The sequence below is a fragment of the Marinobacterium nitratireducens genome, from assembly GCF_014645375.1.
Classification (GTDB): Bacteria; Pseudomonadota; Gammaproteobacteria; order Pseudomonadales; family Balneatricaceae; genus Marinobacterium_A; species Marinobacterium_A nitratireducens.
Window position 1 is genome coordinate 87,498 of sequence record NZ_BMLT01000008.1, and the last position, 24,812, is coordinate 112,309.

Sequence of the window (24,812 nt, forward strand, 5' to 3'; positions counted from 1 at the left end):
AATGAACGATCGGAGCGAGGGCAGAGCAGGCAGCGGCTGGCAGAATATCTATCGCGACTGGGCCTCGGACAAGGACGCCTTCAAGCAGGTGCCCTGGGGCAAGGCGATGATGTGGATATTCCTCGTCAGCGACACCTTCGTGTTCTCCTCTTTCCTGATCGGCTATATGAGCGTGCGGATGACCACCACCGAGCCCTGGCCGGTGCCGAGCGAGGTGTTCGCGCTGACGATTGCCGGTCAGTCGATTCCGCTGATCCTGATCGCCATCATGACCTTCATTCTGATCAGCAGCAGCGGCACCATGGCGATGGCCGTTAATTTCGGCTATCGCCGCAATCGCGTGGCGACCGCGGTACTGTTGCTGGTCACGGCATTGCTCGGTGCCAGCTTCGTCGGCATGCAGGCGTTCGAATGGACCAAGCTGATACACGAAGGCGTACGTCCCTGGGGCAACCCGATGGGCGCGCCGCAGTTCGGCGCCGCCTTCTTTACCATCACGGGCTTTCACGGCATGCACGTTTCGATCGGCGTGCTCTACCTGCTGGTGGTGGCGATCAAGGTACTGCGCGGTGATCTGGACCGTGTCGGGAACTATCAACTGGTGGAGATTGCGGGACTCTACTGGCACTTCGTCGATCTGGTCTGGGTGTTTATCTTTGCATTCTTCTATCTCTGGTGAGGAGGTCGTTATGGCATCTTCAGAAGGCCAGCAGCATCCGATAGGACTGTACCTGAAAATCTGGGCGTTGCTGTTCGTGCTCAGCACGCTGTCATACCTGGTGGACTATTTCCATTTCCAAGGCCTGTTGCGCTGGTCGCTGATCGTCGTTTTCATGCTGTTGAAGGCGGGCCTGATCGTCTCGATTTTCATGCATCTGGCCTGGGAGCGCCTGGCAATGGTGTATGCCATTCTGCTGCCGCCACTGTGCCTGCTGGTACTGATGGGTCTGATGGCGGCCGAGGCTGACTATGTGCATTTCAGCCGGGTGCTTTTCTTCGGTGCCAACGGCGGATGACAGATAGGATTGGCGCCCCGCCGCGAAGGTTGAGCGGCACGGCGCCGGATCGGCTGGCCCGCGGAGCGATCTCCAGCAGGAGCCTCAGATGGTGCGCTTGAACTGGTGCCACCTGTGCTGCCAGGCCACCAGCCAGTGAGGCGCGCCGGAGCCGTAACCGGCGGTCTTGAGGTGCGGATGCTGCCTTAACACCCGGTTCAGCGTGGCTTCCTGCTCCGGCTCCACGTCGACGAAGAATATATGCTTGCCGTGCTTGAGCAGTTTTTTGAAGCGCCGGAAGTGGGCATTGGGCTCCTGGAAGCCGAAGAAGCCGCCTTCCCAGGTGCAAAACCCGAACACGACCACGGCCAGGAAGATGAATGGCAGCCAGCCGGCCGCGGTGTCGGTCCAGCCCAGAAGCCAGGCTCCGACCAGTAGCAGGGCCGCGATCAGCAGACCGACCACGGCGCCAATTTCGCCCGAGTGGACCATGTCCTGTTTCATGAATGACGTCACCTCATGGAGGTGATGTTGTTCGACTTCCGCATCCTTTTCTGTCAGTACGTGCATCTGCTCGGGGGCGATGCCGCCGGCCTCCAGTTCCTGTTCGACCGATTCCAGTTCGTCGAGATCTGCGCTGACGTAATAGTGCCGGTTCATAAGACACCTCCCGGGTTGGGTTGTCCTCCATTATTGTGCCGTCGCCAGTGGCGAAGGCTATCTTCTTCCTGAGCTTGCTATGCGTACTACCGAAGTATAGCAAGGGCTCGAAGTCCACTGCAGATAGCCGTATGGGTTACTACGCAGCGGTTGCCATTCGGGATCACTAAAGCTCGCGACTGAAGTCGACGGCCACGGTTGTCCCGCCAAGGTTCAGTTCGGGAACAGCGGGAGCCGTGCGGGCGATGACCTTGCCACGGCTTACGACCAGCAGGCGCTGGGGACGCAGACGCAACGCCTCGATCGGGTTGGGCGCCTGCAGTATGACGAGGTTTGCGCTGTTGCCGGTTTCGAGGCCGTAATCACGAAGCCCAAGCACCCGGGCGCCGTGATCGGTAACGGCGGCGAAGCATTGGCGCATCTCCTCGATGCCGGTGAGCTGGCCGACGTGCAGGCCCATCTGGGCGACTTCGAGCATGTCGTGTGACCCGAGGCTGTACCAGGGATCCATCACGCAGTCGTGGCCGAAGGCGACGTTGATACCGGCCTGCATCAACTCCTTGACGCGGGTCATGCCGCGCCTTTTCGGATACTGATCGTGCCGGCCCTGCAGCGTGATGTTGATCAGCGGATTGGCGACCACCTGGATATCGGCTTCGCGCATCAGCGGCAGCAGCTTGCTGACGTAGTAGTTGTCCATCGAGTGCATCGAGGTCAGGTGCGACCCCGTGACCCGTCCCTGCAGGCCCAGTCTCTGTGTTTCGAACGTCAGGGTCTCGATATGCCTGGACAGCGGATCGTCGCTTTCGTCACAGTGCATATCCACGGGTAGCCCGCGTTCTGCGGCCAGTTCGCACAGGGCGCGGATCGACCGGGCGCCCTCGTCCATGGTGCGCTCGAAATGCGGAATGCCGCCCACGATATCGACCCCCTTGTCGAGCGCTCGCCGCAGATTCTGCTCCGCGTCGGGACAGCGGAAATAGCCGTCCTGTGGGAAGGCGACCAGCTGCAGGTCGAGGTAGGGTTTCATCTCTTCCCGTACCTCGAGCAGGGCCTCGACGGCCAGCAGGCGGCTGTCGCAGATATCGACATGGCTGCGGATCGCCAGGGTGCCGCGGGCGATCGACCACTGGCAGAGCTCGAGTGCCCGCCGCTTGATCGCCTCGACCGTCAGCTGGGGCTTGAGCTCGTTCCAGAGCCCTATACCCTCGAGCAGGGTGCCGCTCTGATTGAGCCGCGGCAGGCCAAGGCTCAGCGTGGCATCCATATGAAAGTGGCTGTCGACGAAGGGCGGGGATGCCAGGCAACCCGGGTGGCGGAACTCCTGTTGTGCGGATGCCGGGATGTCGGGCCCGATCTCGACAATGCGGCCCTTGTCGATGGCGATATCGACGTTTCGGGTGCCGTCGGGCAGGTTGATTTGACGAATCAGCAGGTCGATCATCACGGTGGCTCCCTGGCTATGCCTGTGGCTACCGATACAGAATAAGCGGTAACCGGTCCGCTTTGGCAAGCGGTATGGCGGTTTGATAGTGCCGGATCCCGGCTGCGCACCACCGGTCGTTTTTCTGCCGACAGGATAAATCGTGTAAACAGATGACCGTGACAGGCGCCTGGGGCTGGCATTCTGGCCTTGTTTGTTTTGGCCGAGGGCTTGTATGGACTGGTTGGATTCGACTTGCGAGTGACGGATATGGATGAAACAGGAGTGATTGCCCTGGTGCTGGCGGCCGGGCGCGGCAGACGTTTCGGCCAGGACAAGCGGTGTCTGGTCATGGATGACGGCAAGACGCTGCTGAGGGCGACGATCGACAGCATTGCGTCGCACTTTGCGCAGGTGACGGTGGTGCTGCGTCCGGAGGACGACGCCGAGGCTCTGCAGGCGGCCCCCTGTCCGCTGATTCGCTCACCCAATGCCGATCGTGGCATGGGATTCAGCATTGCCGACGGTTTTGCCGCGATCCGCGCTTGCGATGCCGTAGCCGCGGCCGTTTTTCTCGGCGACATGCCCTGTATCGAGCCTGCGACTTTAGCGGGACTGCTCGAGCACGCAGGCCCGGACCGGATCGTGCGGCCGGCATTTCATGGCCGAGCAGGGCATCCGGTGATATTCGGGCGCGATTTCTGGAGCGAGCTTGCCAGTCTGGGAGGCGAGGAGGGCGCGCGTTCGGTACTCCACGATCATCCTGAGGCTTGCATGCATATCGAGTTGGATGACCCCGGGGTGCTGATGGATGCCGACCGCCCGGAGGCGTTCGAGGCGCTGCGCGAGCGCTATCGGCTCATGCATGCGGGCGATTAGTCTACAGAGCGCCGGTTAAACCCTTACAACGACGGTGCTTCAGCGCCGGGCGGTACATTTTATAGCACATTATTTACGTACTTCATCTTGCTGTACGGCCGGGATTTTTACTTGTATTTCCGCCAAGCCTGCCGACTATGACGGTGAAATGACAAATTGAGGTCAGAAATGACTTCCGTGTTGCAGAGCATTGCGAGACACTTAGCCGCTCAAAAAAGAGCCTGCAACAAAACCGAAATCCAAAGGCGGGCGTAATATTCAATCGATTGAGATGCATCGACAGTCAGGTCGGGGCAGACTGCAGGGTGACAAGATGATTTCCAATGAAGCGCAGCGCGTTCGCGAGGTGTTGATCGAGAAGGGGCTGGAGACGCCCCTGAAAGAAAACGGCATGACCGCGGAGCAGAAATACGAGCGTATCAAGGGGCTGATGGCAGAGGTTGTCGGTACCCTGGGGCTCGACCTCGAAGACGACAGCCTGGCGGAAACGCCGCACCGTATCGCCAAGATGTACGTACGCGAGATCTTCGGCGGGCTCGACTACGCGAACTTTCCCAAGATGGCGCTGATCGAGAACAAGATGGGCGCCGAGGAGATGATCAAGGTCCGTGACATTTCGGTCACCAGCACCTGCGAGCATCATTTCGTTACCATCGACGGCTCCGCCAACGTGGCCTACATCCCGGGCGACAAAATCATCGGTCTGTCGAAGATCAATCGTATCGTGCGCTTCTTCGCTCAGCGCCCCCAGGTGCAGGAGCGCCTGACCCAGCAGGTGCTGGTGGCGCTGCAGACGCTGCTGGAAACCGAGAACGTCGCCGTGACCATCAATGCCGCACACTACTGCGTCAAAGCGCGTGGCGTCATGGACGTCAACTCCCAGACCGAGACCACGGCGCTTGGCGGTATCTTCAAGAGCGACGCCCGCACCCGCGCCGAGTTCCTGCGCAATTGACCCCGGTGTTGGGTCCGCTCCTGCGTCGCTTGACCCAACGACGCTATATCACAACGGGCTAACGAGGTATCCGGCCGGGTAGGATGGGTCAAGCGATGCAATGGCAAGCCGGTTAAGGGTTGCTGCAAGGTCCGGGCATCGTGGACCCATCATATCGATCGCGGTACAGATCGATTGGCATACGTCGGCTCGGATCTTCCCGGCCGACAGCCATGCCAACGCCTCACACCCCGCTGTACAGCGCCTTGGTGGTGATATCGGCGACAGTCGGCGTACCGGCCAGAGCCATCGTCACTTCCAGCTCCTCTCGCAGTACCCGTAGCAGGTGAGCCACACCGAGCGCACCGGCTGTCGCCAGTGCGAAAATCTGTGGCCTGCCGATCATTACGGCATCGGCGCCCAACGCCAGCGCCTTGAAGACATCGGTGCCGCGCTCGATGCCGCCATCGAGCAGCAGCGCAACCTCTGCACCCACCGCCGCGCGTATCCGGGGCAATACCTCGATCGCGGCCGGCAGGCAGTCGAGACCCCGGCCGCCGTGGTTGGATACCACTACGCCGTCGAGCCCCATGTCCACCACCCGCCGCGCGTCCGCCGGATGCAGTATCCCCTTGACCAGGATCGGCAGCTCCGTCTGGCCACGCAGCCATCGCAGGTCCTGCCACACCGGTGCTTCGCTCATCATGCCCTGAAACACGATGCTCTGGTGCGGTTTCAGCGTGGCCCGCGGCAGCGGCGGGCGATCCTTCAGGTTGACCGGCTCGATTCCCGGCGGCAGCTCGAAGCCGGCGCGCTGGGCGCGGTTGCGGATGCCGTGCAGCGGCGCATCCACGGTGACCACCAGGTGCGAGTAGCCGGCGCGCTCGGCCCGGCGTACCAGCGACAGGGTGAAGTCGCGGTCCTGCTGGAAGTAGAGCTGGAACCAGCATGGCGCCTCGGTTTGCGCCGCAATCGCCTCGAGTGGCCGAGACGCCAGAGTGCTCACCACCATGGCGGCTTCCAGTGCGCTGGCGGCATGCGCGGTGGCCAGTTCGCCGTCGTCGTGAACCAGCCGCTGAAAGGCGACCGGCGCCAGCAGGATGGGGTGCCGCAAAGCCTGCCCGCAGACAGCGGTTGCGGTGCTGCCACCGGTACAGTCGACCAGTGCCCGGGGCTGTATCAGAAGCCGGTCCAGCGCTTCGCGGTTGCGACGCAGCGTCATTTCGTCGCCGCCACCGCCGGCGATGTATTCGAAGATTGGCGCCGGCAGGCGCTCGCGGGCGTGTCGGGCGTAGTCGGCGGCGCAGACAAGGTCCTGCGGGATACGGTCGAGAGGGGGGAGCAGCGCTTGTCGGTTCATGTGTCGGCCCATTGCCGGATCAGGTTGTGGTAACAGCCGGTGAGGCGCACGACTTCGGCATCATCGCCACCGAGACGGCCGCCAAGGCTCTGGATGCTCTGGTCGAGGTCGTAGAGCAGCTCGCGGCGGGCGTTGTCGCGCACCATGCTCTGCAGCCAGAACACCGCGGCGATGCGCGCACCGCCGGTTACCGGTGTCACGCGGTGCAGGCTGGTGGACGGGTAGAGAACCAGGTCGCCGGCCGCGAGCTTGACGGTCTGGGCGCCGAAGCTGTCCTCGATCTGCAGCTCGCCGCCGTCATAGTCGTCCGGCTCGCTCAGGAACAGGGTCGCGGAAAGATCCGCGCGCACGGTTTCGGCGCTGCCCGGCACCTGGCGGATGGCGTTGTCGACGTGCAGGCCGTAGGTTTCGCCAGACTCGTAGCGGTTGAACATTGGCGGCATGATTTTCAGCGGCAACGCCGCCGAGAGAAAGCGCGGGTGACGGGAGAGTGCGGCCAGCAGGGTCTCGCCGAGCGTACGCGACAGCGGGTCGTCGGCGGCCAGCTGACGGTTGCGCTTGACCTGCAGCGCCTGGCCCCCGGCGGTGGCGCGCCCGTCGATCCAGGTGCCGTCCTCGAGTTGCTCGCGGAGGCGGTGCGCCAGCTCGGTGTCGAGCAGCGCGGGAATATGCAGAATCACAGTATGTCCTTCAGAGCGTCCTTCAGATGCAAAAGTATCCGGAGCGCGTGAAGCCGCGCTCCGGGTGGGTGGAGGCTGTTTCAACTCTATACAGGTTGCCGGCTGCAGCGCTCCAAACAGGCTCGGTCTGCAGGATGGGTGGAGCCGCAATGGCTCCGTGCTGCCAGGCGGCACGAAGCTTGTTGCGGCGCAACTCATCAACGATATCAGCCGTCGCCTCTATGGACTGATCGCGCGGGATGGGTTTCACGACGCCTTCACCGCGTCAGTCATGTACGCTCCTTGCCATGCGTCGCTTCACCCATCCTACGGCGCTTCAAATAGCCTTTTAGAACCTGTACGTCAGCGCCAGGTTCGCGGCACGACCGTCGCCGATGTAGACAATGCTGCCGCCGCGGTAGGTCGCGGTGTAGTAGTCCTTGTCGAACAGGTTCTGGACGTTGGCGCGCAGGTTGAGCTGCGGACTGAAGTCGTAGCTGACGAAGGCGTCGTAGACGGTGTAGCCCGGCAGACGGATGCTGGTGCGGGCCGCCGCATCCGGCTGACCGCCGAAGATTTCGCTCGAATAGGTCATGACACCGCCGAAGGCGAAGGCTGGCGTTGCCTGGTAGCGCAACTGGATGTTGGCGCTCTTTTCGGCGAAGTTGGCCTTGGGACGACCGATGTTGGCCTCGTCGTAGGAGTCCAGGGTCTCGGAGTTCATCAGCGCGATGCCGGCCTGGCCGCTGAGCCTGTCGGTAATATTGCCGGAGAGGCCGAGTTCGATCCCTTCGACGCGGTTCCTGCCGGTGTTGAGGTTGCCACCGGTGGCATAGGAATCGCCATTGTCCTCGATGACGTCGTCCTTGGTGGTGCGGAACAGTGCCGCGGTCAGCAGCAGGCGCTCGTCCATCAGGTTCCACTTGGTGCCGAGTTCGAGGTTGGTCGACTGCTCCGGATCCGCCGCCTCGTATTGGCCATCGGCATCGGTGCAGATGCCACCGTAACCGCAGTTGGTCGCGGCATCGGCTTCACCGCCGTTGATGTTCGACGAGGTGCTCCAGGTTGCATAGACGTTGCCGTCTTCCCAGGGCGACCAGGTCGCGCCCAGGTGGCCGTTCCAGAAACCGTCGCTGTACTTGTACTGCGCCTCCGGAATGATGACACCGCCACGCCCGGTACGCTCGCCCGCCCAGAGGTCGTAGTCGAAGTGGTCATAGCGCACGCCGGCGAAGATTTCCCAGTCGTCGTTCAGCGTGATGGTGTCCATCAGGTAGGCCGAGACCGTTTCCAGGTTCAGGCGGGTCAGGGTATCGCTGCGGCCGTAGGAGCCGTTCCAGCCGGAATGGACCGGGTTGTACGGATCGACGACGAAGCTGCCGTCGGCGGTGACGTTGTAGTTGCCGGCGTCGGTGTCTTCGTCGGCGTACTCGATACCGCCGATGATGGTGTGGCGCATGCCGCCGAGGCGGGTGTCCCAGATCAGGTTGGTCTGGTTGCCGACGTAGTCGTTTTCCTGCCAGCCGGTGAACGAGCGCAGGCCGCCGCTGCGGGCGCTGTAGACCGAAACGATATAGTCGTTGGCGGTGGAGCCGATACGGCTCTTGTTTTCCAGGCGCAGCTCGTCGGTCAGCTCGGCGTCGATTTTAAAGGTGAAGATATCGGCTTCGGTATCCTGGAAGTCCAGACCGTCGGGGCCGACATAGCGGGCGTCCTGGTCCGGGCGGCCATCGGTCATGAAGGTGCCGGGATCGGAGCGGTCATCGCCGCGGAAATAGTAGTAGTCGGCCGACAGCGCGAGCGCGGCGGTGGCCTGATAGACGCCGGACAGCAGTGCGCCCTGGCGCTGTTCGCCGGCCGGCTCGCGGTCGGGAATGTCGGCTTCGGTATAGAGGGTGTTGAAGCGCACCGCCAGATCGTCGTTGACGACCTTGTTGCCGTCGAAGGTATAGCGCTGGTAGTCGTCGGTTCCGAGTCCGCCCTGGACGGTGGCGAAATCGTCGTCCAGCGAGGCTTTCTTGGTCACGCTGTTGACGGCGCCGCCGGTGGAGCCGCGGCCGGCGAAGGTCGAGCTCGGCCCCTTGGAAATCTCGATCTGTTCGAGAGCGAAGGTTTCGCGGGTGATCAGACCGGGGTCGCGCAGACCGTCGGTGAAGACGTCGTTGCGGGCTTCGTAGCCGCGGATGATGTAACGGTCGCCGAAGGAGTTGCCGCCCTCGCCGGTGCCCAGGGTAATGCCGGGCTGGGCGCTGAGGATGTCCTTGAGCTCGGTCTTGCCGGAGTCCTCGATGGCATCCTTGGTCAGCACCGTCATGGTCTGGGGCGTGTCGGCGATGTCACGGGCGCGGCGGCTGTCCGAGGTGCGCCTGGCTTTGTATGGAGCGTCCGGTTCGGCGTAGGGGTTAGCGTCGGCGGCGATGCGCCCGTCCTCGATCACCAGCGTATCGAGGGATAGTTCCTCCGCAAAGGCCGGCGTGATCATGGCCGACGACAGTGCCAGCGACAGGGTGCCGGCGATGGTCGCCGAGCGGTTGAAATCCAGCTCCCTGCGCAGCGTTGCAGGTCCGTTTACAGCTTTTCCGGTCATTTTTCCTTTCCTGATGACGTGACGGATGAGACCTCCCGCCCGGCGGGAAGCCACTAGATTGCTTTTATCGATTCGTGGAGGCTGTCAGTTAGCGGCGATCGTTTATCGCGAAGGCGATGGGAACGTTCACGGATAGCCTGGCCTGACCCATATCCGGCGGGAAAGCCGGCAGTGGAGCGGCACTTTCGAGCATCTTCAGTACCGCCGCATCGAGCCGTTCGTGCCCGGAACTCCCGGTGATGCGGTAGTGCAGCACGGCGCCGTTGCGATCGATCTCGAAGAACAGCCTGACGACGCCTTCTTCGCCGCGCCGTCGGGACGCTGCCGGGTAGCGCTTGTGCCGGGCCAGGTGCGCGGCCAGTGCGGCGTAATAGGTTCGTTGTGCGCCCGGATTGCCGCCGGCGCTGGCCGCGTTGCCGCTGCCGGTCGTCGCCTTGCGGCTGCTCCGCTGTGCCGGCGTATCCAGGTTTGCCGTCTCCGCCGCCGGGTTGGGCTCGGGCTTTGGCGCCGGATTGGATTGCGGTTCCGGCAGTGGTGCGGGCTCAGGCTCAGGCTCGGGACGGGCTTTCGGTTCGGGCTTTGGCTCGGTACGCACCTCGGCCTGCTGTCTGGGTGTCACCGGTTCGGGCTCGACGATCGGCTGCGCAACGGGTTCCGGCTCCGGCTCCGGTTGCAGCCTGGCCTGTGCGGCTTCGTGGGTGACCGCTTCGGCGCCAAGATCGCCGAGCATGCCGAGGTCGATCTCGATTCCCTGTTCCCCCTGATCGCGGGCGCCGTCGTCGCTGTCGGTCTGCGCCATCACCAGCGCGAAGCCGGTCAGGTGCAGCAGCATCGCGAGGCAAAGTGCGATCAACCAGTGTCGGGTTGCGATCATACCGAGGCTCCCTGCAGTCGGGTGGCCAGCGCGACCTTCATCAGACCGGCGGCGCGAATCTGTTTCAGTACCGCCTGCAGCTGGTCGACCGGGGTGTCCGCGTCCGCCTTGACCAGTACCGAAAAATCGTCCGGGTTTTCGGCGTTGTCGAAGCGCAGCATCAGGGCTTCGCGGATGCCTTCCAGGCTGACCGGGCGTTCGTCCACGAACAGGCCTTCCTGTACGGAGATCAGTACCAGTGCGCGGTTGTCATCCTTCGAACGTTTTTCGCTGAGCGAGGCCGGCGGCATGACGCTGATCGCATCCGAACGGCTGATCTGGCCCGCGACCATGAAGAAGATCAGCATCAGAAAGACGACGTTGATCAACGGGATCAGGTTGTCGTCGCCGCTGTTTATACGGCGGCTATGGGTGGGTGAGAATTTCATGGTGCGGTTTCTGTCAGTGATACCCGGGTAGCGCCCGCCTGCTTGAGCGCATCCAGCAGCCGGATCATCGCCTGGGTGGTCAGCCCCGGCGCGACGCTGAGGGCGTAGAGATCATCCGGCGCTGCAGCGATGAGACCGGCCAGCGTGGCCGGATCCTGCGCGCTGTACTGCTGACCGTCGAACTCGAACAGGCCGTCATCGCTGATCAGATGAATCCGTTTCAACGCGCGCTCCTGTGCGGCATTGTCGCCGGATGTCGACAGGTCGATCTGGCGCCACTGCATGAAGGACGACGACAGCATGAAGAACAGCAGCAGGATGAACACCACGTCGATCAGCGGTGTCAGGCTGATGGCGCGGCGTCGGGGCCCGGTCGCAAGATCAAGCCGCATGTCGCGACGGCTCCGACGTCTCGGCCAGTTTCGGCTTTCCCGGCCGGCAGGTGAACACGCGGGTGACGGCGTCGCTCATCAGCGCGGCGGCACGTTCTGTCTTGCGTTCGAGCCAGTGGTGCGCGGTGAGCACCGGAATCGCGACCGCCAGACCCACGGCTGTGGTGAGCAGCGCCTGCCAGATCCCGCCCGATAGCACCGACGGGTCGACCTGGTTGCCGGCGGCTTCCATCTGCTGGAAGGCGACGATCATGCCGAGAACGGTACCCAGAAGGCCCAGCAGAGGGCTCAGGGTGGCGATCACTTCGAGCGGACGCAGAAAGCTGCGCAACTGGTTCAGTCGCAGTGTCGCCACCCGCTCCAGTTCGTCTTTCAGCAGGCTGCTGTCGCGGCTGTCGTCGCTCAGCCCCCGGATGGCGAGCGCAACCAGTTCCGCAGCCGGACGGCGATCATTCAGTACTTCCAGCGCGCGCGTGGTCTGGCCGTTGCGCCAGAATTCGAGGCTGCGGTCGAGTTCGCGGTGGCTTTCCGGTCGCAGCCGGGCGAACTGCCACAGCTTGAGCAGTGCAATGCTCAGGGCAATGACCGAGAATCCGAGCAGTATCCAGACCACCGGACCGCCGACCTGGAGAAAGCCGGCCAGCTGATCGGTCAGTGTGACTGGATCCAATCCGGAGGCCGAGGCATCGGCCGCCGCCAGGGCGCCGGGGTCGGCGAGGGAATCCGTTGGCGGGGGAGTGGCGTCTGACTCCGGGGACATGCTGTCCTGTGGCAAGTCAGTGTCCAAAGCCGGGGTGCTGCCCGACAGGGCGGCATTATCGCCCAGGGCCGGGGCCTGCGCTTGCCCCTTTGAGATCTCGTCCATCGTTCCAAATCCATTTATTTAATAACGCTGGTCGCAATGGTAATCATTATCATTACGAATGGCAACAATATGGGAGGCTGTTGCAGCAGCGCGAAAGAGATTTTCTCAGATGGAAGAGGGCGCAGATGGGATCCAGAACGTCTGCGCGAGTCCGGTGCGGTTGACGCTTTGACGGGAATTCAATAGGATGCGCAACGCTAATCGAGTATGCCGGCGGTAATGGCCGGTATCGCAACAAGTCCCCGTAGCTCAGCTGGATAGAGCAGCCGCCTCCTAAGCGGCAGGTCGGAGGTTCGAATCCTCTCGGGGACGCCATTGCATTGCGGGTCGTCCGATCCATTCCTTTTCCATCGGGTGTTGTCGCCTGGCTCACCGCACTTTCGCGGGCGTAAAGCCCCGTGTCTGCTGGGGAGGCGTCGCATCGCGCTCCGTTCAGAAACCCGCATGCCTGCTCAGACCGCCCGGTCAGGCGCCGGCGAGGCTTCGGTGTCCGCTATTCACAGGCGTTGACAGCGCCCCGACTGAACTACGCTTTGTTCTGAACTTTGCGAATGCCGGAAACGGCCCGGCCTGATAGAGGGAGAGCAACATGGCGATTCGAATTGTGTCCATCTGCGGCAGCGTGCGACCCGGCAACTACAGCGCCAAGGCAATGCAACTGGCCATTGACGAGCTGGCGAGTCTGCCCGACGTCGAGGTGACACCCGTGTATCTGGAAGCGCTGGAAATGCCGCTGCCGGGGCTGCCGGCCAGCAAGCCCGATGCCATCGAACAGTTCCAGCAAACCGTGAAGGGAGCGACGGGCGTGCTGCTGGTATCGCCGGAATACCATGGCGGTATCAGCAGCCCGATGAAACTTGCGATCGACAACCTGGGCTTCCCGAGCATGCTTGCCGACAAGCCGGTTCAGCTTATCGGCGTGGCGGCAGGGGTGATCGGCGCGATCAAGTCGACCGAGCAGCTGAGGGCGATCTGCGCCCATGTCGGTGCGATTCCGCTGCCCATGACGGTGTCGGTGGCGAAGGTGCAGCAGGTTTTCGACGAGGAGGGCAACTGCCGCGATGCGGAGATCGAGAAGTTCATTCGCCGCGCCGCCCGCAACCTTATCGAGTACATCCAGGACACCATTTGCCACAAGGTAAGTCTCGAAGAGGTGCTGCGCGGCGAGTCGGATGCCTGATCCCGCCTGGATGTATCCGCCGCGCAGATCGGGGCGTACAACAGCGTTAGTTGTCGAATCGAGTGATTCGCCACTGGCGCGGGGCCCCTGATCAGGCTCGTAGCGCGGCGCCTCGCGGCGAACTCAGGATTCGTCGCGGATCGAGTGATTCGCCATATGCTCCAGCGCGCGGATCATGGCCGAGTGATCCCAGTCGCCGCCACCGAGCGCGACGCAGGTACTGAAGTTCTGCTGCGCCAGTGCCGTATTCGGCAGGTTCAGAGCCAGTTCCCGGGCGCCGCTCAGCGCCAGATTCAGATCCTTCTGGTGCAGCTTGATGCGAAAGCCCGGATTGAAGGTGCCCTTGACCATGCGCTCGCCATGAACCTCGAGAATCTTCGACGACGCGAAGCCGCCCATCAGCGCCTCTCGCACGCGGGCCGGATCCGCACCGGCCTTCGAGGCGAACAGCAGCGCCTCTGACACCGCCTGGATGTTCAGCGCGACGATGATCTGGTTGGCCACCTTGGCGGTCTGGCCGTCGCCGTTGCCGCCGACCAGGGTAATGTTCTGGCCCATGATGTCGAACAGTGGCCTGGCGCGGGCGAAGGTTTCCTCGCTGCCACCGACCATGATCGAGAGGGTGCCGGCCTTGGCGCCGACCTCGCCGCCGGAGACTGGCGCGTCCAGGTATTCGGCTCCCAGGTCGTTGACACGCCTGGCGAAATCCTTGGTCGCCAGCGGCGAGATCGAGCTCATGTCGATCACCACCTTGCCGCGCGAAAGCCCTTCGGCGATGCCGTTGTCGCCGAACAGCACCTCTTCGACCTGCGGCGTGTCCGGTACCATCAGAATGATGAATTCGGCCGCGCGGGCCACCTCGGCCGGGCTGGCGCAGCCCTCTGCGCCGGCCAGTTCCGCCGGGACCGGGCTGCGGTGGGTCGATACAAAAAGCTGGTGGCCGGCGTTGGCAAGGTTCTGCGCCATGGGCAGGCCCATGATGCCGGTACCGATAAATCCGATATTGGCCATTGGTTGTCTCCGTTGTTTGTTTCAGTCTGTGGAGCGGGTGCGGCCCCACAGTTATTCGGTGTTCGAGGTGTCTCGTTGAAGGTGACGGGTTACGCGTGACGCGTGACTTGTCCGTGGAAACCGGATACATAGACCCGTAACCCGTAACCCGTCACTGCAATCCGTGCTCTTTCATCCAGCCCAGGCCCGCTTCGGTGGTCGTGGCGGGCTTGTACTCGCAGCCGATCCAGCCGTCGTAGCCGATGCGGTCGATAAAGCCGAAGATGAAGCGATAGTTGAGCTCACCGGTCCCGGGCTCGTGGCGGCCCGGATTGTCGGCCAGCTGCATGTGCCGGATGGCGCCGATATGGGCCTCCAGCGTCGGGCAGATATCGCCCTCCATGATCTGCATGTGATAGATGTCGTACTGCAGCGTCAGGTTGTCGCTGGCCACCCGGTCGCGAATGCGCAGCGCCTGCTGGGTGTTGTTGAGGAAGAAGCCCGGGATATCGCGGGTGTTGATCGCTTCCATGACCAGCCGGATACCGGCGTCTTCCAGCTTCTTCGCCGCGTACCTGAGGTTTTCGACGAAAGTGTCTTCGGCTTGGCTCGCGGACACGCCCTCAGGCTGTATGCCGGCCAGGCAGTTGACCTGTTCGTTGCCGAGGACTTTGGCATAGGCGATTGCCCGGTCGACGCCGGCGCGAAATTCCTCGATGCGGTCCGGGTGGCAGGCGATGCCGCGCTCGCCCGCGGCCCAGTCGCCGGCCGGCAGGTTGAACAGCACCTGGGTCAGGCCGTTGGCATCCAGTTTTGCCTTGATCTCGCTGGCGTCGTAGTCGTACGGGAACAGGTATTCGACGCCTTCGAAGCCGGCTTTGGCGGCGGCATCGAAGCGGTCCAGAAAGTCGTGCTCGGTAAAAAGCATCGACAGGTTGGCGCAAAAGCGTGGCATGGTGTTCTCCTTGTGGTCGGTGGAGGGGAGGGCAGGAATCGTAGGAGCCCGGTCCCCCGGGCGAATGGTGCCGGCGGTGGCAATTCGCCCACAGAGTGGGCTCCCACAAGATCGGAGTCCCGCAGGCCCCCTTTCCCCCTGTGTTACTCGAATTCGTTTATAGCATCGATCTCGGTGCCCATGGCGATATTGGTCACGCGTTCGAGAATGACCTCGACCACGACCGGTACCCGGTGTTCGCTCATCAGACGGCGCGCTTCCTCGAAAGCGCTGCCGATCCCGTTGGGGTCGCGCACGCGGATCGCCTTGCAGCCCAGTCCTTCGACGACGGCGACGTGGTCGACGCCGTAGCCTTCGAGTTCAGGCGCGTTGATGTTGTCGAAGGCCAGCTGCACGCAGTAGTCCATGTCGAAGTTGCGCTGTGCCTGGCGGATCAGCCCCAGATAGGAGTTGTTCACCACGACATGCAGGTAGGGTAGGTTGAACTGGGCGCCGACCGCCAGCTCCTCGATCATGAACTGGAAGTCGTAGTCGCCGGAGATCGCAACCACCTCTCGACCCGGGTTGGCCTTGACGACGCCGAGCGCGGCGGGAGCCGTCCAGCCCAGGGGGCCGGCCTGACCGGCGTTGATCCAGTTGCGCGGCTCGTAGACATGCAGGCTCTGGGCGGCGGCGATCTGCGACAGGCCGATGGTGGTGACGTAGCGCGTATCGCGGCCGAAGAACCGGTTCATCTCGGCATAGACGCGCTGCGGCTTGATCGGTACCTGGTCGTAGTCACTGCGCCGCAGCATCGTCTGTTTGCGCTCGCGGCAGTCCGCGGCCCAGCCGGAGCGATCCTTCAGCTTTCCTGCCGAGCGCCATTCACGGGCGATTTCGACGAACAGCTCCAGGGCGCTTGCCGCGTCAGAAACAATGCCAAGGTCCGGCGTGAAGACCCGGCCGATCTGGGTCGGCTCGATATCGACGTGAACGAAGGTGCGTCCTTCGGTATAGACGTCGACGGAGCCTGTGTGGCGATTGGCCCAGCGATTGCCGATACCGAGCACGAAATCCGACTCCAGCAGGCTGGCATTGCCGTAGCGGTGCGAGGTCTGCAGGCCGGCCATGCCGGCCATCAGTGGATGATCGTCGGCGATGGCGCCCCAACCCATCAGTGTCGGGATGACCGGTACGCCAAGGGTTTCGGCGAACTCGACCAGCCTGTCGGAGGCGTCGGCATTGATGATGCCGCCGCCCGCGACGATCAGCGGCCTTTCCGATGCCTGCAGCATCTCCAGCGCCCGCTCGACCTGCTTGCGTGTTGCCGTCGGCCGATAGGGCGGCAGGGGTTCATACAGCTCGGGATCGAATTCGATTTCGGCCATCTGTACATCAAACGGCAGGTCGATCAAGACCGGCCCCGGACGGCCTGAGCGCATCAGATGAAAGGCCTTCTGGAATACCTGCGGGATCAGCCCGGGTTCAAGTACCGTGGTCGCCCATTTGGTGACGGGCTCGGCGATCGATTCGATATCGACGGCCTGAAAGTCCTCCTTGTGCAGTCGGGCACGCGGCGCCTGTCCGGTGATACAGAGCATCGGGATGGAGTCGGCCGAGGCCGCATAGAGTCCGGTGATCATGTCGGTGCCAGCGGGACCCGAGGTGCCGATGCAGATGCCGATGTTGCCCGGCTTGGCGCGGCTGTAGCCATCGGCCATGTGCGAGGCGCCTTCGACATGGCGGGCCAGTACGTGGTCGATGCCGCCGAGCTTCTTCATCGCCGCATAGATCGGATTGATGGCTGCACCCGGCACGCCGAATACCGTCTCGACCCCTTCTTTCCTGAGAATCTCGACTGCTGCTTCGATCGCTCGCATTCTGGCCATGGGGCGTCCTCCGGTGAGCTGTTGAGTGAAAACGATAAGCGGTTGACAGGGCCGCTTATGCGTTACATCAAAACAGTTCGGCTCCCGGATTTCAACAAAAAATGGAAATGTATTTCATGATGTGGATTTAAGGTGTTTTTTTCGATGCGTTTTGGAAAGCCGTTAGTCCTTTAAAAACAGATTATTGGGATGAATTTTGGTGCCGTTAAAGGCATTTTTGGAAACCGTTAAAAGTTTTATTTTATTTTGGAATCTATTTTCATTTTGTTGAGTGGGCGGGTTCCTGGCTGTCGTCAAGGGCGGCGCGTATCAGGCTTTTTTCCTCCTGTTCGATCTGACGCATCGCCTCGCTGACATGATGGACGTGTGCCATGGCCGCCTTCTGCGCCCAGTTGGCCTGACCGCTGATCACGGCGTTGTAGATCTGCCGGTGGTGCTTGTCGATCTGCTGCTTGAACGCCTTGCGATGGCTGAGGTTCAGCACCGAGGCCTGAACCGAGTGCAGCATCAGGCTCTTGAGGCTGTTGAGAATGTGGATCAGCACCGGATTGTGCGAGGCCTCGGCGATGGCCCTGTGAAAGGCATGATCGAGCTCGGCGTTAGCCATCGGGTCGGCGGCTTCCATCGCCTCGAAAGCGCGGCTGATGCGATAGCGGTCCTTGTCGGTGGCGCGCTGGGCGGCCAGGTTCGCGGCCTGCCCCTCGAGCTGTTCGCGCACCTCGAGCAGGTCGAAGAGGGTGCGGGCATGGCCGAAATAGAGCTGCATCAGCGGGCTTTCGTCTTCCGGCTCCGGCAGGATCGAGGCGACGAAGGAACCCTTGCCGTGGCGGGTCTCGATGATGCCGCGACCATGCAGCTCGTGCAGCGCTTCGCGAATGATCGATCGGGACACGCCGAGTTTTGCGGCCAGCTGGCGTTCGGACGGTATCTTTTGCTCGGGCGCCAGGCTGCCGTCGAGAATCAGTTGCTCGAGGCGGTGAGCGATGGCCTGGGCGATCGGCTGGTGTTTGTTATTCATGGTTGCCGTCACTGGTTGGACCAGTTCTCAGTCTAGTTGGGCAGGCCCCCGCGTGTGGCCTGTTTGAGCCGCTACTATCGGGTATTCCCCTACCAGCGTCCAATATCCCCGTCAAAAACTGGTCGGACCAGTTCGCAATTGAGTGGACGATCAACCGGGACCCGCTAAAACTCCTTCTCCATGTCGCTGCGAGCCCTGTCCTGCGGCGGTAACGCTAAAAATAACAACGCATCGAGAGAGTGAGTCTATGAACAATCGGAACGACCACCAGACGGCGCCGCGGCGCGGCTTTCTGAAATCCCTTGTCCTGACCTCGGCGGCCATTTTCGGCGCCTCCGCGATTACGGCGGTACCGGCCCAGGCCGCAACGACCTGGAAAGTGCAGTCGGTTTGGGATGCCGGCACCGTGGGTTACACCCTGTTCGAGGATTGGTGCAACGGCATGGAAGAGAAAACCGGGGGTGAGCTCAAGTTCAAGTGCTTCCCGGCGAAATCCGTCGCAGCCGACAACAACGCGCTGTTCGACGCCGTGCGCAACGGCGTGCTGCAGGGCATGAATCCCTTCACGCTCTACTGGTCCGGTAAGATTCCGGCCTCGGTGTTCCTGTCCTCCTACCCGGCCGGTCCCGACCAGCCGCACCAGTGGGACACCATGTTCTACAGCATGGGCATGCTGGACAAGACCCGCGAGATCTACAGGAAACTGGGGCTTTTCTACGTCGGTCCGATCCAGCACGACGCCAACATCATTCACTCCAAGAAACCGGTCGACAGCCTCGATGATCTAAAGGGCATGAAGATCCGCCTGCCGGGTGGCATGGTGGCCGAGGTATTCCAGCAGTTCGGGGTTTCGACCGTCAGCCTGCCGGGCTCCGATATCTTCCCGGCGCTGGAAAAAGGCACCATCGATGCCGCCGATTACGTCGGACCCGCCGTGAACTACGAGCTGGGCTTCGCCCAGGTGACGGACAATATCCTGTTCGGGCCGCCGGGGGTCATGTCCATCTACCAGCCGGTCGACCTGATGGATCTGACGGTAAACCTGAGAGCCTGGGAAAAACTGTCGCCTAAGGTGCAGCAGATCGTCGAGGACGAGGTGCGTAACTACTCACAGCGCCACTATCTGACGATCCAGAAGCGCAACATCGAGGCGATGGAGAAGTTCAAGGCCTCTGGCAGCCATGTCTCCCGCCTGAGCCAGGAGGACCTGGAACGCTTCCGCCGGGCTGCCATTCCGGTCTGGTACAAGTGGGCCAACAAGGACGAGGACGCGCGCGCCATTTTCGACATGCAGCTCAAATACATGATGAACGACACCGTCGGCTACATCACGCCGGACGACATCAAGGGCATGGAATAAACGGGCGAATCCACACCGAAGGGGCAGGACCTGCCCCTTCGGAGTCAACTTGAGAGGTAGACCATCATGTCTGAGTTGGAAGGATTCGGTTTCGTCATGCCCCACTGGCTGTACTGGGGCTGGCTCGCGGTGATGCCGCTGATCATGCTCGCGCTGGACAGGTTCAAGTCCGCCGGCAAGGGGCGGGAAGCGCCGCCTCACCCGGTGATGGGCGAAGTCCAGGCGGACGAGGATCCGGTGATTCAGCGCCATTTCGAGGGTAACGGGCTGACCCGTGTCATCGACTGGATCAGCGAAAAGTCCGGTGTCTTCGTGGCGTTCTGGACGGTCAACGCCGTCTGTTTTTATTTCTTCGAGGTCGTCATGCGGTATCTGTTCAACATGCCGACCATCTGGGTGCACGAGGCCAGCTATCTGCTGCTGGGCATGCAGTATCTGATGGCTGGCGGTTTTGCGCTGCTGCACGGCGCCCATGTGCGGGTCGACGTCATGTACAACTTTCTGCCCGAGCGCGGCCGGGTCGGCATGGACATCTTCACCTCGATGTTTTTCTTCATTTTCGCGCTGGCCCTGACCGGGACTTCCTGGACCTTTTTCATGAACGCCTACTCGATCGGTGAAACCACCGTCGAGACCTGGGGAATCCAGTACTGGCCGGTGAAAGGCGTCATGCTGCTCGGTTCGGTGCTGATTCTGCTGGCCGGCATCTCGAAACTGATCAAGGACGTCGCGCTGTTCGTCCGTATGGGACGGGAGGCCTCCTGATGAATACCAAGGTTATGAATTCGACCGATCTGAAACCGGTACAGGGCAATTTCACCGGGACCCTCGGCACCTGGCTGATGATACTGGCGACGGCGGGGATGGCTTTCGTGATCGGTATCGAAACCATCAATACGCTGTTCTTCGATCCCTACGAGGACCAGTACTTTCTGTTCCGTCTGGCCGGCAGTCTGGCCGATGTCGAGATCGGGCCACTGACCTACCTGATGTTCGGCTCGCTGCTGGTGGCGCTGATGATGGGGCTGCCGCTGACCTTCGTCACCGGTGGGCTGGGGGTGATGTTCATCTATCTGGTCGGTGATGCGACCATGCTCAACATCATCCCGGGCCGCATTTTCCCGATGATGACGAACTCGGATCTGGCGGCGATCCCGCTGTTCATCTTCATGGCATCGATGCTCGAGCGGGCCGGTCTGATCGAGGAAATGTTCAACGTTGTCTACAAGTGGATGGGTGGGCTCAATGGCGGTCTGGCCACCGCCACCATCCTGGCGTCGACGATTCTGGCCGCGATGGTCGGGGTGATCGGGGCCGCCGTGGTGACCATGGGCATCATCGCGCTGCCGGCGATGCTCAAGCGCGGCTACGATCACCAGATCGCACTCGGCTCGATCATGGCAGGCGGTACCCTCGGCATCCTGATTCCGCCGTCGATTCTGGCGATCCTCTACGCCGTCGTGGCGCAGCAGTCGGTTGGCGAACTCTATCTCGGCGCCATCGTACCCGGCCTGATGCTGTCCGGCATGTATATCGCCTACGTGCTGTTCCGTACCTGGCTGAAACCCGATCTGGGCCCGCCGGTGCCGGCCGAGGAGCGCATCTCGCTGAAGCAGAAGTTTCTGCTGCTGAAAGATCTGATCGCGCCGCTGATCCTGGTCATGCTGGTGCTGGGGCTGCTGTTCGGCGGTATCGCGACGCCGGTGGAGGCGGCCGGTATCGGCTCCTTCGGTGCCATGCTGGTGGCCTGGAAGCACGGTTCCTTCTCGGTGGCGGCGCTCAAGGATGCGTCGGTGACCACCGCCAAGGCTTCGGCAATGGTGCTGTGGATCATGTTCGGCGCCTCGGTCTTCGTCGGCTTCTACATCCTTCAGGGCGGCCAGGACTTCATCACCGAAACCATCCTTGGCACCGGGCTGTCACCCTACGGCATTCTCTTCATGCTGATGGTGCTGCTGGTGATCCTCGGCATGTTCCTGGACTGGGTTGGCATCCTGCTGCTGGCCGTACCGATCTTCATTCCCATCGTCCAGGCGCTGGAGTTCGACGGTCTGTTCGGGCTGCCGGCCGTACCGGGGGAGGATGTGGTGCTCTGGTTCGGCGTACTCTATCTGGTCAACATGCAGATGTCGTTCCTCAGCCCTCCGTTCGGCTATGCGCTCTTCTATATCCGCGGCGTCTGCCCGCCCGAGATCACGATGGGCACCATCTTCAAGTCGTCGCTGGTGTTTCTGGCACTGCAGGCTTTGGGACTTTTGGTCTGCATCCTGCTGCCGGGCGTGGTGACCTGGCTGCCGAACCTGGTGTACGGCTAACGCCGATCAGGGGCCGGCGCTTTGCGCCGGATCCCCAATACCCCTCTGAAGCATCCGCGATGCAGCCCGTTCGCTGCAGGGATGCGCTCGGCCTGTGAATACGATGAGAGTGATCATGAACGAAAGAATCCGCATTGGCGGCCTGCAGATTGCGAAGCCGCTCTACGAGCTGATAGCCCGGGACGCCGCGCCGGGCACAGGTATCGACCCCGACCGTTTCTGGCAGGCCTTCGAAGCCATCGTCGATGATCTGGCGCCGAAGAATCGTGCCTTGCTGGAAAAACGCGATGAAATACAGTCGCACCTGGACGAATGGCACCGGGCCCACAAGGGGCAAGCGCTGGATATGGCCGAATACAAGGCCTTTCTCGCGGATATCGGCTACCTGGTACCGGAAGGAGAGCCCTTCAGTATCAGTACGGACAAGGTGGATGACGAGATTGCCCGGGTTGCCGGTCCGCAGCTGGTGGTGCCGGTCAACAATGCGCGCTTTGCGCTCAACGCCGCCAATGCCCGCTGGGGCAGTCTGTACGATGCGCTTTACGGCACCGATGTGATTCCGGAATCGGGGGGGCTGGGGCGCGGCCATGCTTTCAACCCTGCGCGCGGTGAGGCTGTAATCGCCTGGGCGGCCGGCTTCCTCGACCAGGCAGCGCCGCTGGCGCAGGGCGGTCATGGCGATGTCGCCGACTACAGCCTGGAGGCGCGAAACGGCCGGATCGAACTGGTCATCCGGCTGCTCGACGGCCGCGTCACGGGGCTGCAGGACGCGTCGCAGTTTGCGGGCTTTAGCGAGGAGCGGGGCGTAAGGGCGATCCTGTTGCGCCATCACGGCCTGCATGTCGAACTGCAGATTGACCGGAACCACCCGATCGGCGCCATGGCGGCTTCCGGCTTGCGCGACCTGATCCTGGAGTCGGCGCTGAGCACCATCATGGACTGCGAGGATTCGGTCGCCGCCGTCGATGCCGATGACAAGGTCGCGGTCTACCGCAACTGGCTCGGCCTGATGACGGGTACACTCGAGGAAATGTTCGAAAAGGGCGGTGTCGCACTGACCCGGCGACTGAACCCGGACCGCGAGTACCGCACGCCGGCGGGCGAAGAGTTGCGCCTGCACGGCCGCAGCCTGCTGCTGGTGCGCAACGTCGGCCACCTGATGACCACCGATGCGGTGCTCGATCGCGATGGCCGTCCGGTACCGGAGGGGTTTCTCGATGCGATGGTCACCAGTCTCTGTGCGCTGCATGACCTCAGGGGCCTGGGGCGATACCGCAACAGCCGTCGCGGCAGCCTCTATATCGTCAAGCCGAAGATGCACGGGCCCGAGGAGGTGGCGTTCACCGACGAGCTGTTCGGACGCGTCGAGCAGGCGCTGGGACTCGGCCGCAACACCCTCAAGGTGGGGGTGATGGACGAGGAGCGGCGTACCTCGGCGAACCTCAAGGAATGCATCCGCGCCGCGCGCGAGCGTCTGGTGTTCATCAATACCGGCTTCCTCGATCGTACCGGCGACGAGATTCATACCTGCATGGAGGCGGGCCCGGTTCTGCCCAAGGAAGTGATCAAGGCACAGCCCTGGATCAGGGCCTATGAGAACCGCAATGTCGATATCGGTCTCGAGTGCGGCCTGCAGGGCGTGGCGCAGATCGGCAAGGGCATGTGGCCGATGCCGGACGAGATGGCGCGGATGATGGAGGTCAAGATCGGTCACCCCCAGGCCGCCGCCAATTGCGCCTGGGTACCGTCGCCGACAGCGGCCACGCTGCATGCAATCCACTACCACCAGGTCGATGTGGCGGCGCGTCAGACCGAGCTGGCGCAGCGCGCCCGTGCCAGCCTCGACCTGTTGCTGATGCCGCCGTTGCTGGGCAACCTGCGACTCGCTCCGGAGCAGATCCAGGCCGAGCTCGACAACAACGTGCAGGGGATTCTCGGCTACGTGGTGCGCTGGGTCGACCAGGGTATCGGCTGTTCCAAGGTGCCCGACATCCACAATACAGGCCTGATGGAGGATCGCGCGACGCTGCGCATCTCCAGCCAGCACCTGGCCAACTGGCTGCTGCACGGTATCTGCACCGACGATCAGGTGCTGGATACACTGCATCGGATGGCGGCGGTGGTGGACAACCAGAACGCCGGCGATCCGAACTATCGCAAGATGGATCCGGATTATGACCGCAGCGTTGCCTTCAAGGCGGCCTGCGACCTGATCTTCAAGGGCTGCGAACAACCCAACGGCTATACCGAGCCGCTGCTGCATCACTGGCGCCGCGAGGTGAAAGCGCTGTCGGCTGATTGAATCCCGGGTGTGTGAAGAATTGTAGGATGGGTGAAGCCGCAACGGCACGATGCTGACGGTTCGCAGCGGATTTACTGCGGCGCAACCCATCATAGGTGCCGAAGGCGCCTGGGCATCGGCTGTCTTGCGGTTCTCACGGCCGGTGCTCGCACAGTAGCCGAAGACAATCGATCTGTAATGCGATCGATGTGATGGGTTTCGCGATGCCCGAACGATGAAGGAAACTTTCAAATTCAATGGGGTGCATCGCTTCACCCATCCTACGATTCCGTAAACCCATCAGTCATAAAGAAGCAATGCCGTAAAAGTTTCATCTAACAGGAGTGAGAAGCGATGTTGTCCATACAGAGGCTCGATCTGGCCGATGCCGGTTTGATGATCGAAGGTGCGGCGGCCCATGCCCGCGAGATCGGAGTGCCGATGTGCATTGCCGTCACCGACGAGTCCGGCAACCTGATTGCCTTCGAACGCATGGACGGTGGTAAGGTGACCAGTATTACCGTCGCCCAGGACAAGGCCTTTACCGCAGCCGCTGCGCGCAAGGCGACCCACGAATACAATCAGGCCTGCACGCCGGGCAATCTGGTGTTCGGTATCCATACGGCGCTCGGTGGACGCCTCAGCGTGGTTGGCGGCGGCCTGCCGGTCCTGGTCGAGGGCGCGGTGGTCGGCGGTATCGGCATCAGTTCCGGCACGCCGCAACAGGACATGGCCTGCGCCCAGGCTGGCATCGAACACTGGCGCCGTCATCAGGGATAGGCCCAGGCA

24 protein-coding genes and 1 tRNA gene are annotated in these 24,812 nt (G+C 62.4%); 11 read left to right on the top strand and 14 right to left on the bottom strand.

Annotated elements, in window-relative coordinates:
- Nucleotide 1: 1 nt before the first annotated feature.
- Together IEX85_RS15860 and IEX85_RS15865 are read left to right on the top strand one after the other, a co-directional pair.
- Nucleotides 2-679, top strand: coding sequence for a heme-copper oxidase subunit III family protein (locus IEX85_RS15860; RefSeq protein WP_188861590.1), 678 nt, complete (start codon nt 2-4; stop codon nt 677-679).
- A 10-nt stretch (nt 680-689) separates the two neighbouring features.
- Nucleotides 690-1,016: a cytochrome C oxidase subunit IV family protein gene (locus IEX85_RS15865; protein ID WP_188861591.1), complete on the top strand. Its 327-nt coding sequence runs from the start codon at nt 690-692 to the stop codon at nt 1,014-1,016.
- An 84-nt stretch (nt 1,017-1,100) separates the two neighbouring features.
- On the opposite strand, the gene IEX85_RS15870 is transcribed toward IEX85_RS15865, so the two are convergent.
- The gene (locus IEX85_RS15870; RefSeq protein ID WP_188861592.1) at nt 1,101-1,655 is read right to left on the bottom strand and encodes a magnesium transporter; all 555 of its coding nucleotides are present in this window, start codon (nt 1,653-1,655) and stop codon (nt 1,101-1,103) included.
- Between the two features lie 166 nt (nt 1,656-1,821).
- A complete protein-coding gene (locus tag IEX85_RS15875; RefSeq protein WP_188861593.1) occupies nt 1,822-3,099 on the bottom strand; it encodes an amidohydrolase family protein in 1,278 nt (425 codons plus the stop codon).
- Between the two features lie 249 nt (nt 3,100-3,348).
- Between IEX85_RS15875 and IEX85_RS15880 the strand changes: the two genes are divergently transcribed.
- Together IEX85_RS15880 and folE are read left to right on the top strand one after the other, a co-directional pair.
- Nucleotides 3,349-3,957, top strand: a complete 609-nt coding sequence (locus IEX85_RS15880) for a nucleotidyltransferase family protein (RefSeq protein WP_188861594.1) — start codon at nt 3,349-3,351, stop codon at nt 3,955-3,957.
- A gap of 313 nt (nt 3,958-4,270) precedes the next feature.
- Nucleotides 4,271-4,912 carry a GTP cyclohydrolase I FolE gene (gene folE / locus IEX85_RS15885; protein ID WP_188861595.1) on the top strand — a complete coding sequence of 214 codons (642 nt, stop codon included), beginning with the start codon at nt 4,271-4,273 and terminating at the stop codon, nt 4,910-4,912.
- A 223-nt stretch (nt 4,913-5,135) separates the two neighbouring features.
- Here the strand turns inward: folE and IEX85_RS15890 are convergent, their stop codons facing one another.
- From IEX85_RS15890 to IEX85_RS15920, 8 genes are all read right to left on the bottom strand, one after another.
- Nucleotides 5,136-6,251: an alpha-hydroxy acid oxidase gene (locus tag IEX85_RS15890; RefSeq protein WP_188861596.1), complete on the bottom strand. Its 1,116-nt coding sequence runs from the start codon at nt 6,249-6,251 to the stop codon at nt 5,136-5,138.
- On the bottom strand, nt 6,248-6,931 hold the full coding sequence (locus IEX85_RS15895; RefSeq protein ID WP_195826180.1) for a Fe2+-dependent dioxygenase: 684 nt from the start codon (nt 6,929-6,931) through the stop codon (nt 6,248-6,250). The genes IEX85_RS15890 and IEX85_RS15895 overlap by 4 nt, the downstream gene beginning before the upstream one ends.
- 22 nt (nt 6,932-6,953) lie before the next feature.
- On the bottom strand, nt 6,954-7,181 hold the full coding sequence (locus tag IEX85_RS23900) for a hypothetical protein (protein ID WP_195826181.1): 228 nt from the start codon (nt 7,179-7,181) through the stop codon (nt 6,954-6,956).
- 78 nt (nt 7,182-7,259) lie between these two features.
- The gene (locus IEX85_RS15900) at nt 7,260-9,497 is read right to left on the bottom strand and encodes a TonB-dependent receptor (RefSeq protein ID WP_188861598.1); all 2,238 of its coding nucleotides are present in this window, start codon (nt 9,495-9,497) and stop codon (nt 7,260-7,262) included.
- 88 nt (nt 9,498-9,585) lie between these two features.
- The gene (locus tag IEX85_RS15905) at nt 9,586-10,371 is read right to left on the bottom strand and encodes a TonB family protein (RefSeq protein ID WP_188861599.1); all 786 of its coding nucleotides are present in this window, start codon (nt 10,369-10,371) and stop codon (nt 9,586-9,588) included.
- Complete coding sequence (locus IEX85_RS15910; protein WP_188861600.1) at nt 10,368-10,799, bottom strand: ExbD/TolR family protein; 432 nt, start codon at nt 10,797-10,799, stop codon at nt 10,368-10,370. Before IEX85_RS15910 ends, IEX85_RS15905 begins: the two co-directional genes overlap by 4 nt.
- Entirely contained in the window at nt 10,796-11,191 is a 396-nt protein-coding gene (locus IEX85_RS15915; RefSeq protein ID WP_188861601.1) for an ExbD/TolR family protein, read from the bottom strand. Before IEX85_RS15915 ends, IEX85_RS15910 begins: the two co-directional genes overlap by 4 nt.
- Nucleotides 11,181-12,056 (bottom strand): MotA/TolQ/ExbB proton channel family protein, encoded by an 876-nt coding sequence (locus IEX85_RS15920; protein ID WP_229721965.1) that lies wholly within the window; start codon nt 12,054-12,056, stop codon nt 11,181-11,183. The genes IEX85_RS15915 and IEX85_RS15920 overlap by 11 nt, the downstream gene beginning before the upstream one ends.
- Before the next feature lie 238 nt (nt 12,057-12,294).
- Here IEX85_RS15920 and IEX85_RS15925 point away from each other — a divergent pair.
- Both IEX85_RS15925 and IEX85_RS15930 read left to right on the top strand, forming a co-directional pair.
- Nucleotides 12,295-12,371 (top strand) — tRNA-Arg (locus tag IEX85_RS15925).
- Between the two features lie 274 nt (nt 12,372-12,645).
- Entirely contained in the window at nt 12,646-13,236 is a 591-nt protein-coding gene (locus IEX85_RS15930; protein ID WP_188861602.1) for an NADPH-dependent FMN reductase, read from the top strand.
- A 123-nt stretch (nt 13,237-13,359) separates the two neighbouring features.
- Here the strand turns inward: IEX85_RS15930 and glxR are convergent, their stop codons facing one another.
- The 4 genes from glxR to IEX85_RS15950 all read right to left on the bottom strand — a co-directional run bounded on the left by glxR (nt 13,360) and on the right by IEX85_RS15950 (nt 18,067).
- Nucleotides 13,360-14,247, bottom strand: a complete 888-nt coding sequence (gene glxR / locus IEX85_RS15935; protein ID WP_188861603.1) for a 2-hydroxy-3-oxopropionate reductase — start codon at nt 14,245-14,247, stop codon at nt 13,360-13,362.
- Between the two features lie 151 nt (nt 14,248-14,398).
- Nucleotides 14,399-15,181, bottom strand: a complete 783-nt coding sequence (gene hyi / locus IEX85_RS15940; RefSeq protein WP_188861604.1) for a hydroxypyruvate isomerase — start codon at nt 15,179-15,181, stop codon at nt 14,399-14,401.
- Between the two features lie 143 nt (nt 15,182-15,324).
- Nucleotides 15,325-17,049, bottom strand: coding sequence for a glyoxylate carboligase (gene gcl, locus IEX85_RS15945; RefSeq protein WP_188861605.1), 1,725 nt, complete (start codon nt 17,047-17,049; stop codon nt 15,325-15,327).
- A gap of 259 nt (nt 17,050-17,308) precedes the next feature.
- On the bottom strand, nt 17,309-18,067 hold the full coding sequence (locus IEX85_RS15950) for an FCD domain-containing protein (protein WP_188861606.1): 759 nt from the start codon (nt 18,065-18,067) through the stop codon (nt 17,309-17,311).
- Nucleotides 18,068-18,314: 247 nt separating this feature from the next.
- On the opposite strand from IEX85_RS15950, the gene dctP reads away from it, so the two are divergent.
- The 5 genes from dctP (at nt 18,315) to IEX85_RS15975 (ending at nt 24,803) form a co-directional block, all read left to right on the top strand.
- Nucleotides 18,315-19,427 carry a TRAP transporter substrate-binding protein DctP gene (gene dctP / locus IEX85_RS15955; RefSeq protein ID WP_188861607.1) on the top strand — a complete coding sequence of 371 codons (1,113 nt, stop codon included), beginning with the start codon at nt 18,315-18,317 and terminating at the stop codon, nt 19,425-19,427.
- 66 nt (nt 19,428-19,493) lie between these two features.
- Complete coding sequence (locus tag IEX85_RS15960; RefSeq protein ID WP_188861608.1) at nt 19,494-20,192, top strand: TRAP transporter small permease subunit; 699 nt, start codon at nt 19,494-19,496, stop codon at nt 20,190-20,192.
- On the top strand, nt 20,192-21,742 hold the full coding sequence (locus IEX85_RS15965; protein ID WP_188861609.1) for a TRAP transporter large permease: 1,551 nt from the start codon (nt 20,192-20,194) through the stop codon (nt 21,740-21,742). The genes IEX85_RS15960 and IEX85_RS15965 overlap by 1 nt, the downstream gene beginning before the upstream one ends.
- 115 nt (nt 21,743-21,857) lie before the next feature.
- Complete coding sequence (locus IEX85_RS15970; RefSeq protein ID WP_188861610.1) at nt 21,858-24,044, top strand: malate synthase G; 2,187 nt, start codon at nt 21,858-21,860, stop codon at nt 24,042-24,044.
- Between the two features lie 333 nt (nt 24,045-24,377).
- A complete protein-coding gene (locus IEX85_RS15975) occupies nt 24,378-24,803 on the top strand; it encodes a GlcG/HbpS family heme-binding protein (RefSeq protein WP_188861611.1) in 426 nt (141 codons plus the stop codon).
- Nucleotides 24,804-24,812 lie beyond the last annotated feature (9 nt).

Excerpts from the sequence above, each read along its gene's own strand:
- IEX85_RS15860 (WP_188861590.1), top strand. The coding sequence starts at position 2 with ATGAACGATCGGAGCGAGGGCAGAGCAGGCAGCGGCTGGCAGAATATC.
- IEX85_RS15865 (WP_188861591.1), top strand. The coding sequence starts at position 690 with ATGGCATCTTCAGAAGGCCAGCAGCATCCGATAGGACTGTACCTGAAA.
- IEX85_RS15870 (WP_188861592.1), bottom strand. The coding sequence starts at position 1,655 with ATGAACCGGCACTATTACGTCAGCGCAGATCTCGACGAACTGGAATCG.
- IEX85_RS15875 (WP_188861593.1), bottom strand. The coding sequence starts at position 3,099 with ATGATCGACCTGCTGATTCGTCAAATCAACCTGCCCGACGGCACCCGA.
- IEX85_RS15880 (WP_188861594.1), top strand. The coding sequence starts at position 3,349 with ATGGATGAAACAGGAGTGATTGCCCTGGTGCTGGCGGCCGGGCGCGGC.
- folE (WP_188861595.1), top strand. The coding sequence starts at position 4,271 with ATGATTTCCAATGAAGCGCAGCGCGTTCGCGAGGTGTTGATCGAGAAG.
- IEX85_RS15890 (WP_188861596.1), bottom strand. The coding sequence starts at position 6,251 with ATGAACCGACAAGCGCTGCTCCCCCCTCTCGACCGTATCCCGCAGGAC.
- IEX85_RS15900 (WP_188861598.1), bottom strand. The coding sequence starts at position 9,497 with ATGACCGGAAAAGCTGTAAACGGACCTGCAACGCTGCGCAGGGAGCTG.
- IEX85_RS15905 (WP_188861599.1), bottom strand. The coding sequence starts at position 10,371 with ATGATCGCAACCCGACACTGGTTGATCGCACTTTGCCTCGCGATGCTG.
- IEX85_RS15910 (WP_188861600.1), bottom strand. The coding sequence starts at position 10,799 with ATGAAATTCTCACCCACCCATAGCCGCCGTATAAACAGCGGCGACGAC.
- IEX85_RS15915 (WP_188861601.1), bottom strand. The coding sequence starts at position 11,191 with ATGCGGCTTGATCTTGCGACCGGGCCCCGACGCCGCGCCATCAGCCTG.
- IEX85_RS15920 (WP_229721965.1), bottom strand. The coding sequence starts at position 12,056 with ATGGACGAGATCTCAAAGGGGCAAGCGCAGGCCCCGGCCCTGGGCGAT.
- IEX85_RS15930 (WP_188861602.1), top strand. The coding sequence starts at position 12,646 with ATGGCGATTCGAATTGTGTCCATCTGCGGCAGCGTGCGACCCGGCAAC.
- glxR (WP_188861603.1), bottom strand. The coding sequence starts at position 14,247 with ATGGCCAATATCGGATTTATCGGTACCGGCATCATGGGCCTGCCCATG.
- hyi (WP_188861604.1), bottom strand. The coding sequence starts at position 15,181 with ATGCCACGCTTTTGCGCCAACCTGTCGATGCTTTTTACCGAGCACGAC.
- gcl (WP_188861605.1), bottom strand. The coding sequence starts at position 17,049 with ATGGCCAGAATGCGAGCGATCGAAGCAGCAGTCGAGATTCTCAGGAAA.
- IEX85_RS15950 (WP_188861606.1), bottom strand. The coding sequence starts at position 18,067 with ATGAATAACAAACACCAGCCGATCGCCCAGGCCATCGCTCACCGCCTC.
- dctP (WP_188861607.1), top strand. The coding sequence starts at position 18,315 with ATGAACAATCGGAACGACCACCAGACGGCGCCGCGGCGCGGCTTTCTG.
- IEX85_RS15960 (WP_188861608.1), top strand. The coding sequence starts at position 19,494 with ATGTCTGAGTTGGAAGGATTCGGTTTCGTCATGCCCCACTGGCTGTAC.
- IEX85_RS15965 (WP_188861609.1), top strand. The coding sequence starts at position 20,192 with ATGAATACCAAGGTTATGAATTCGACCGATCTGAAACCGGTACAGGGC.
- IEX85_RS15970 (WP_188861610.1), top strand. The coding sequence starts at position 21,858 with ATGAACGAAAGAATCCGCATTGGCGGCCTGCAGATTGCGAAGCCGCTC.
- IEX85_RS15975 (WP_188861611.1), top strand. The coding sequence starts at position 24,378 with ATGTTGTCCATACAGAGGCTCGATCTGGCCGATGCCGGTTTGATGATC.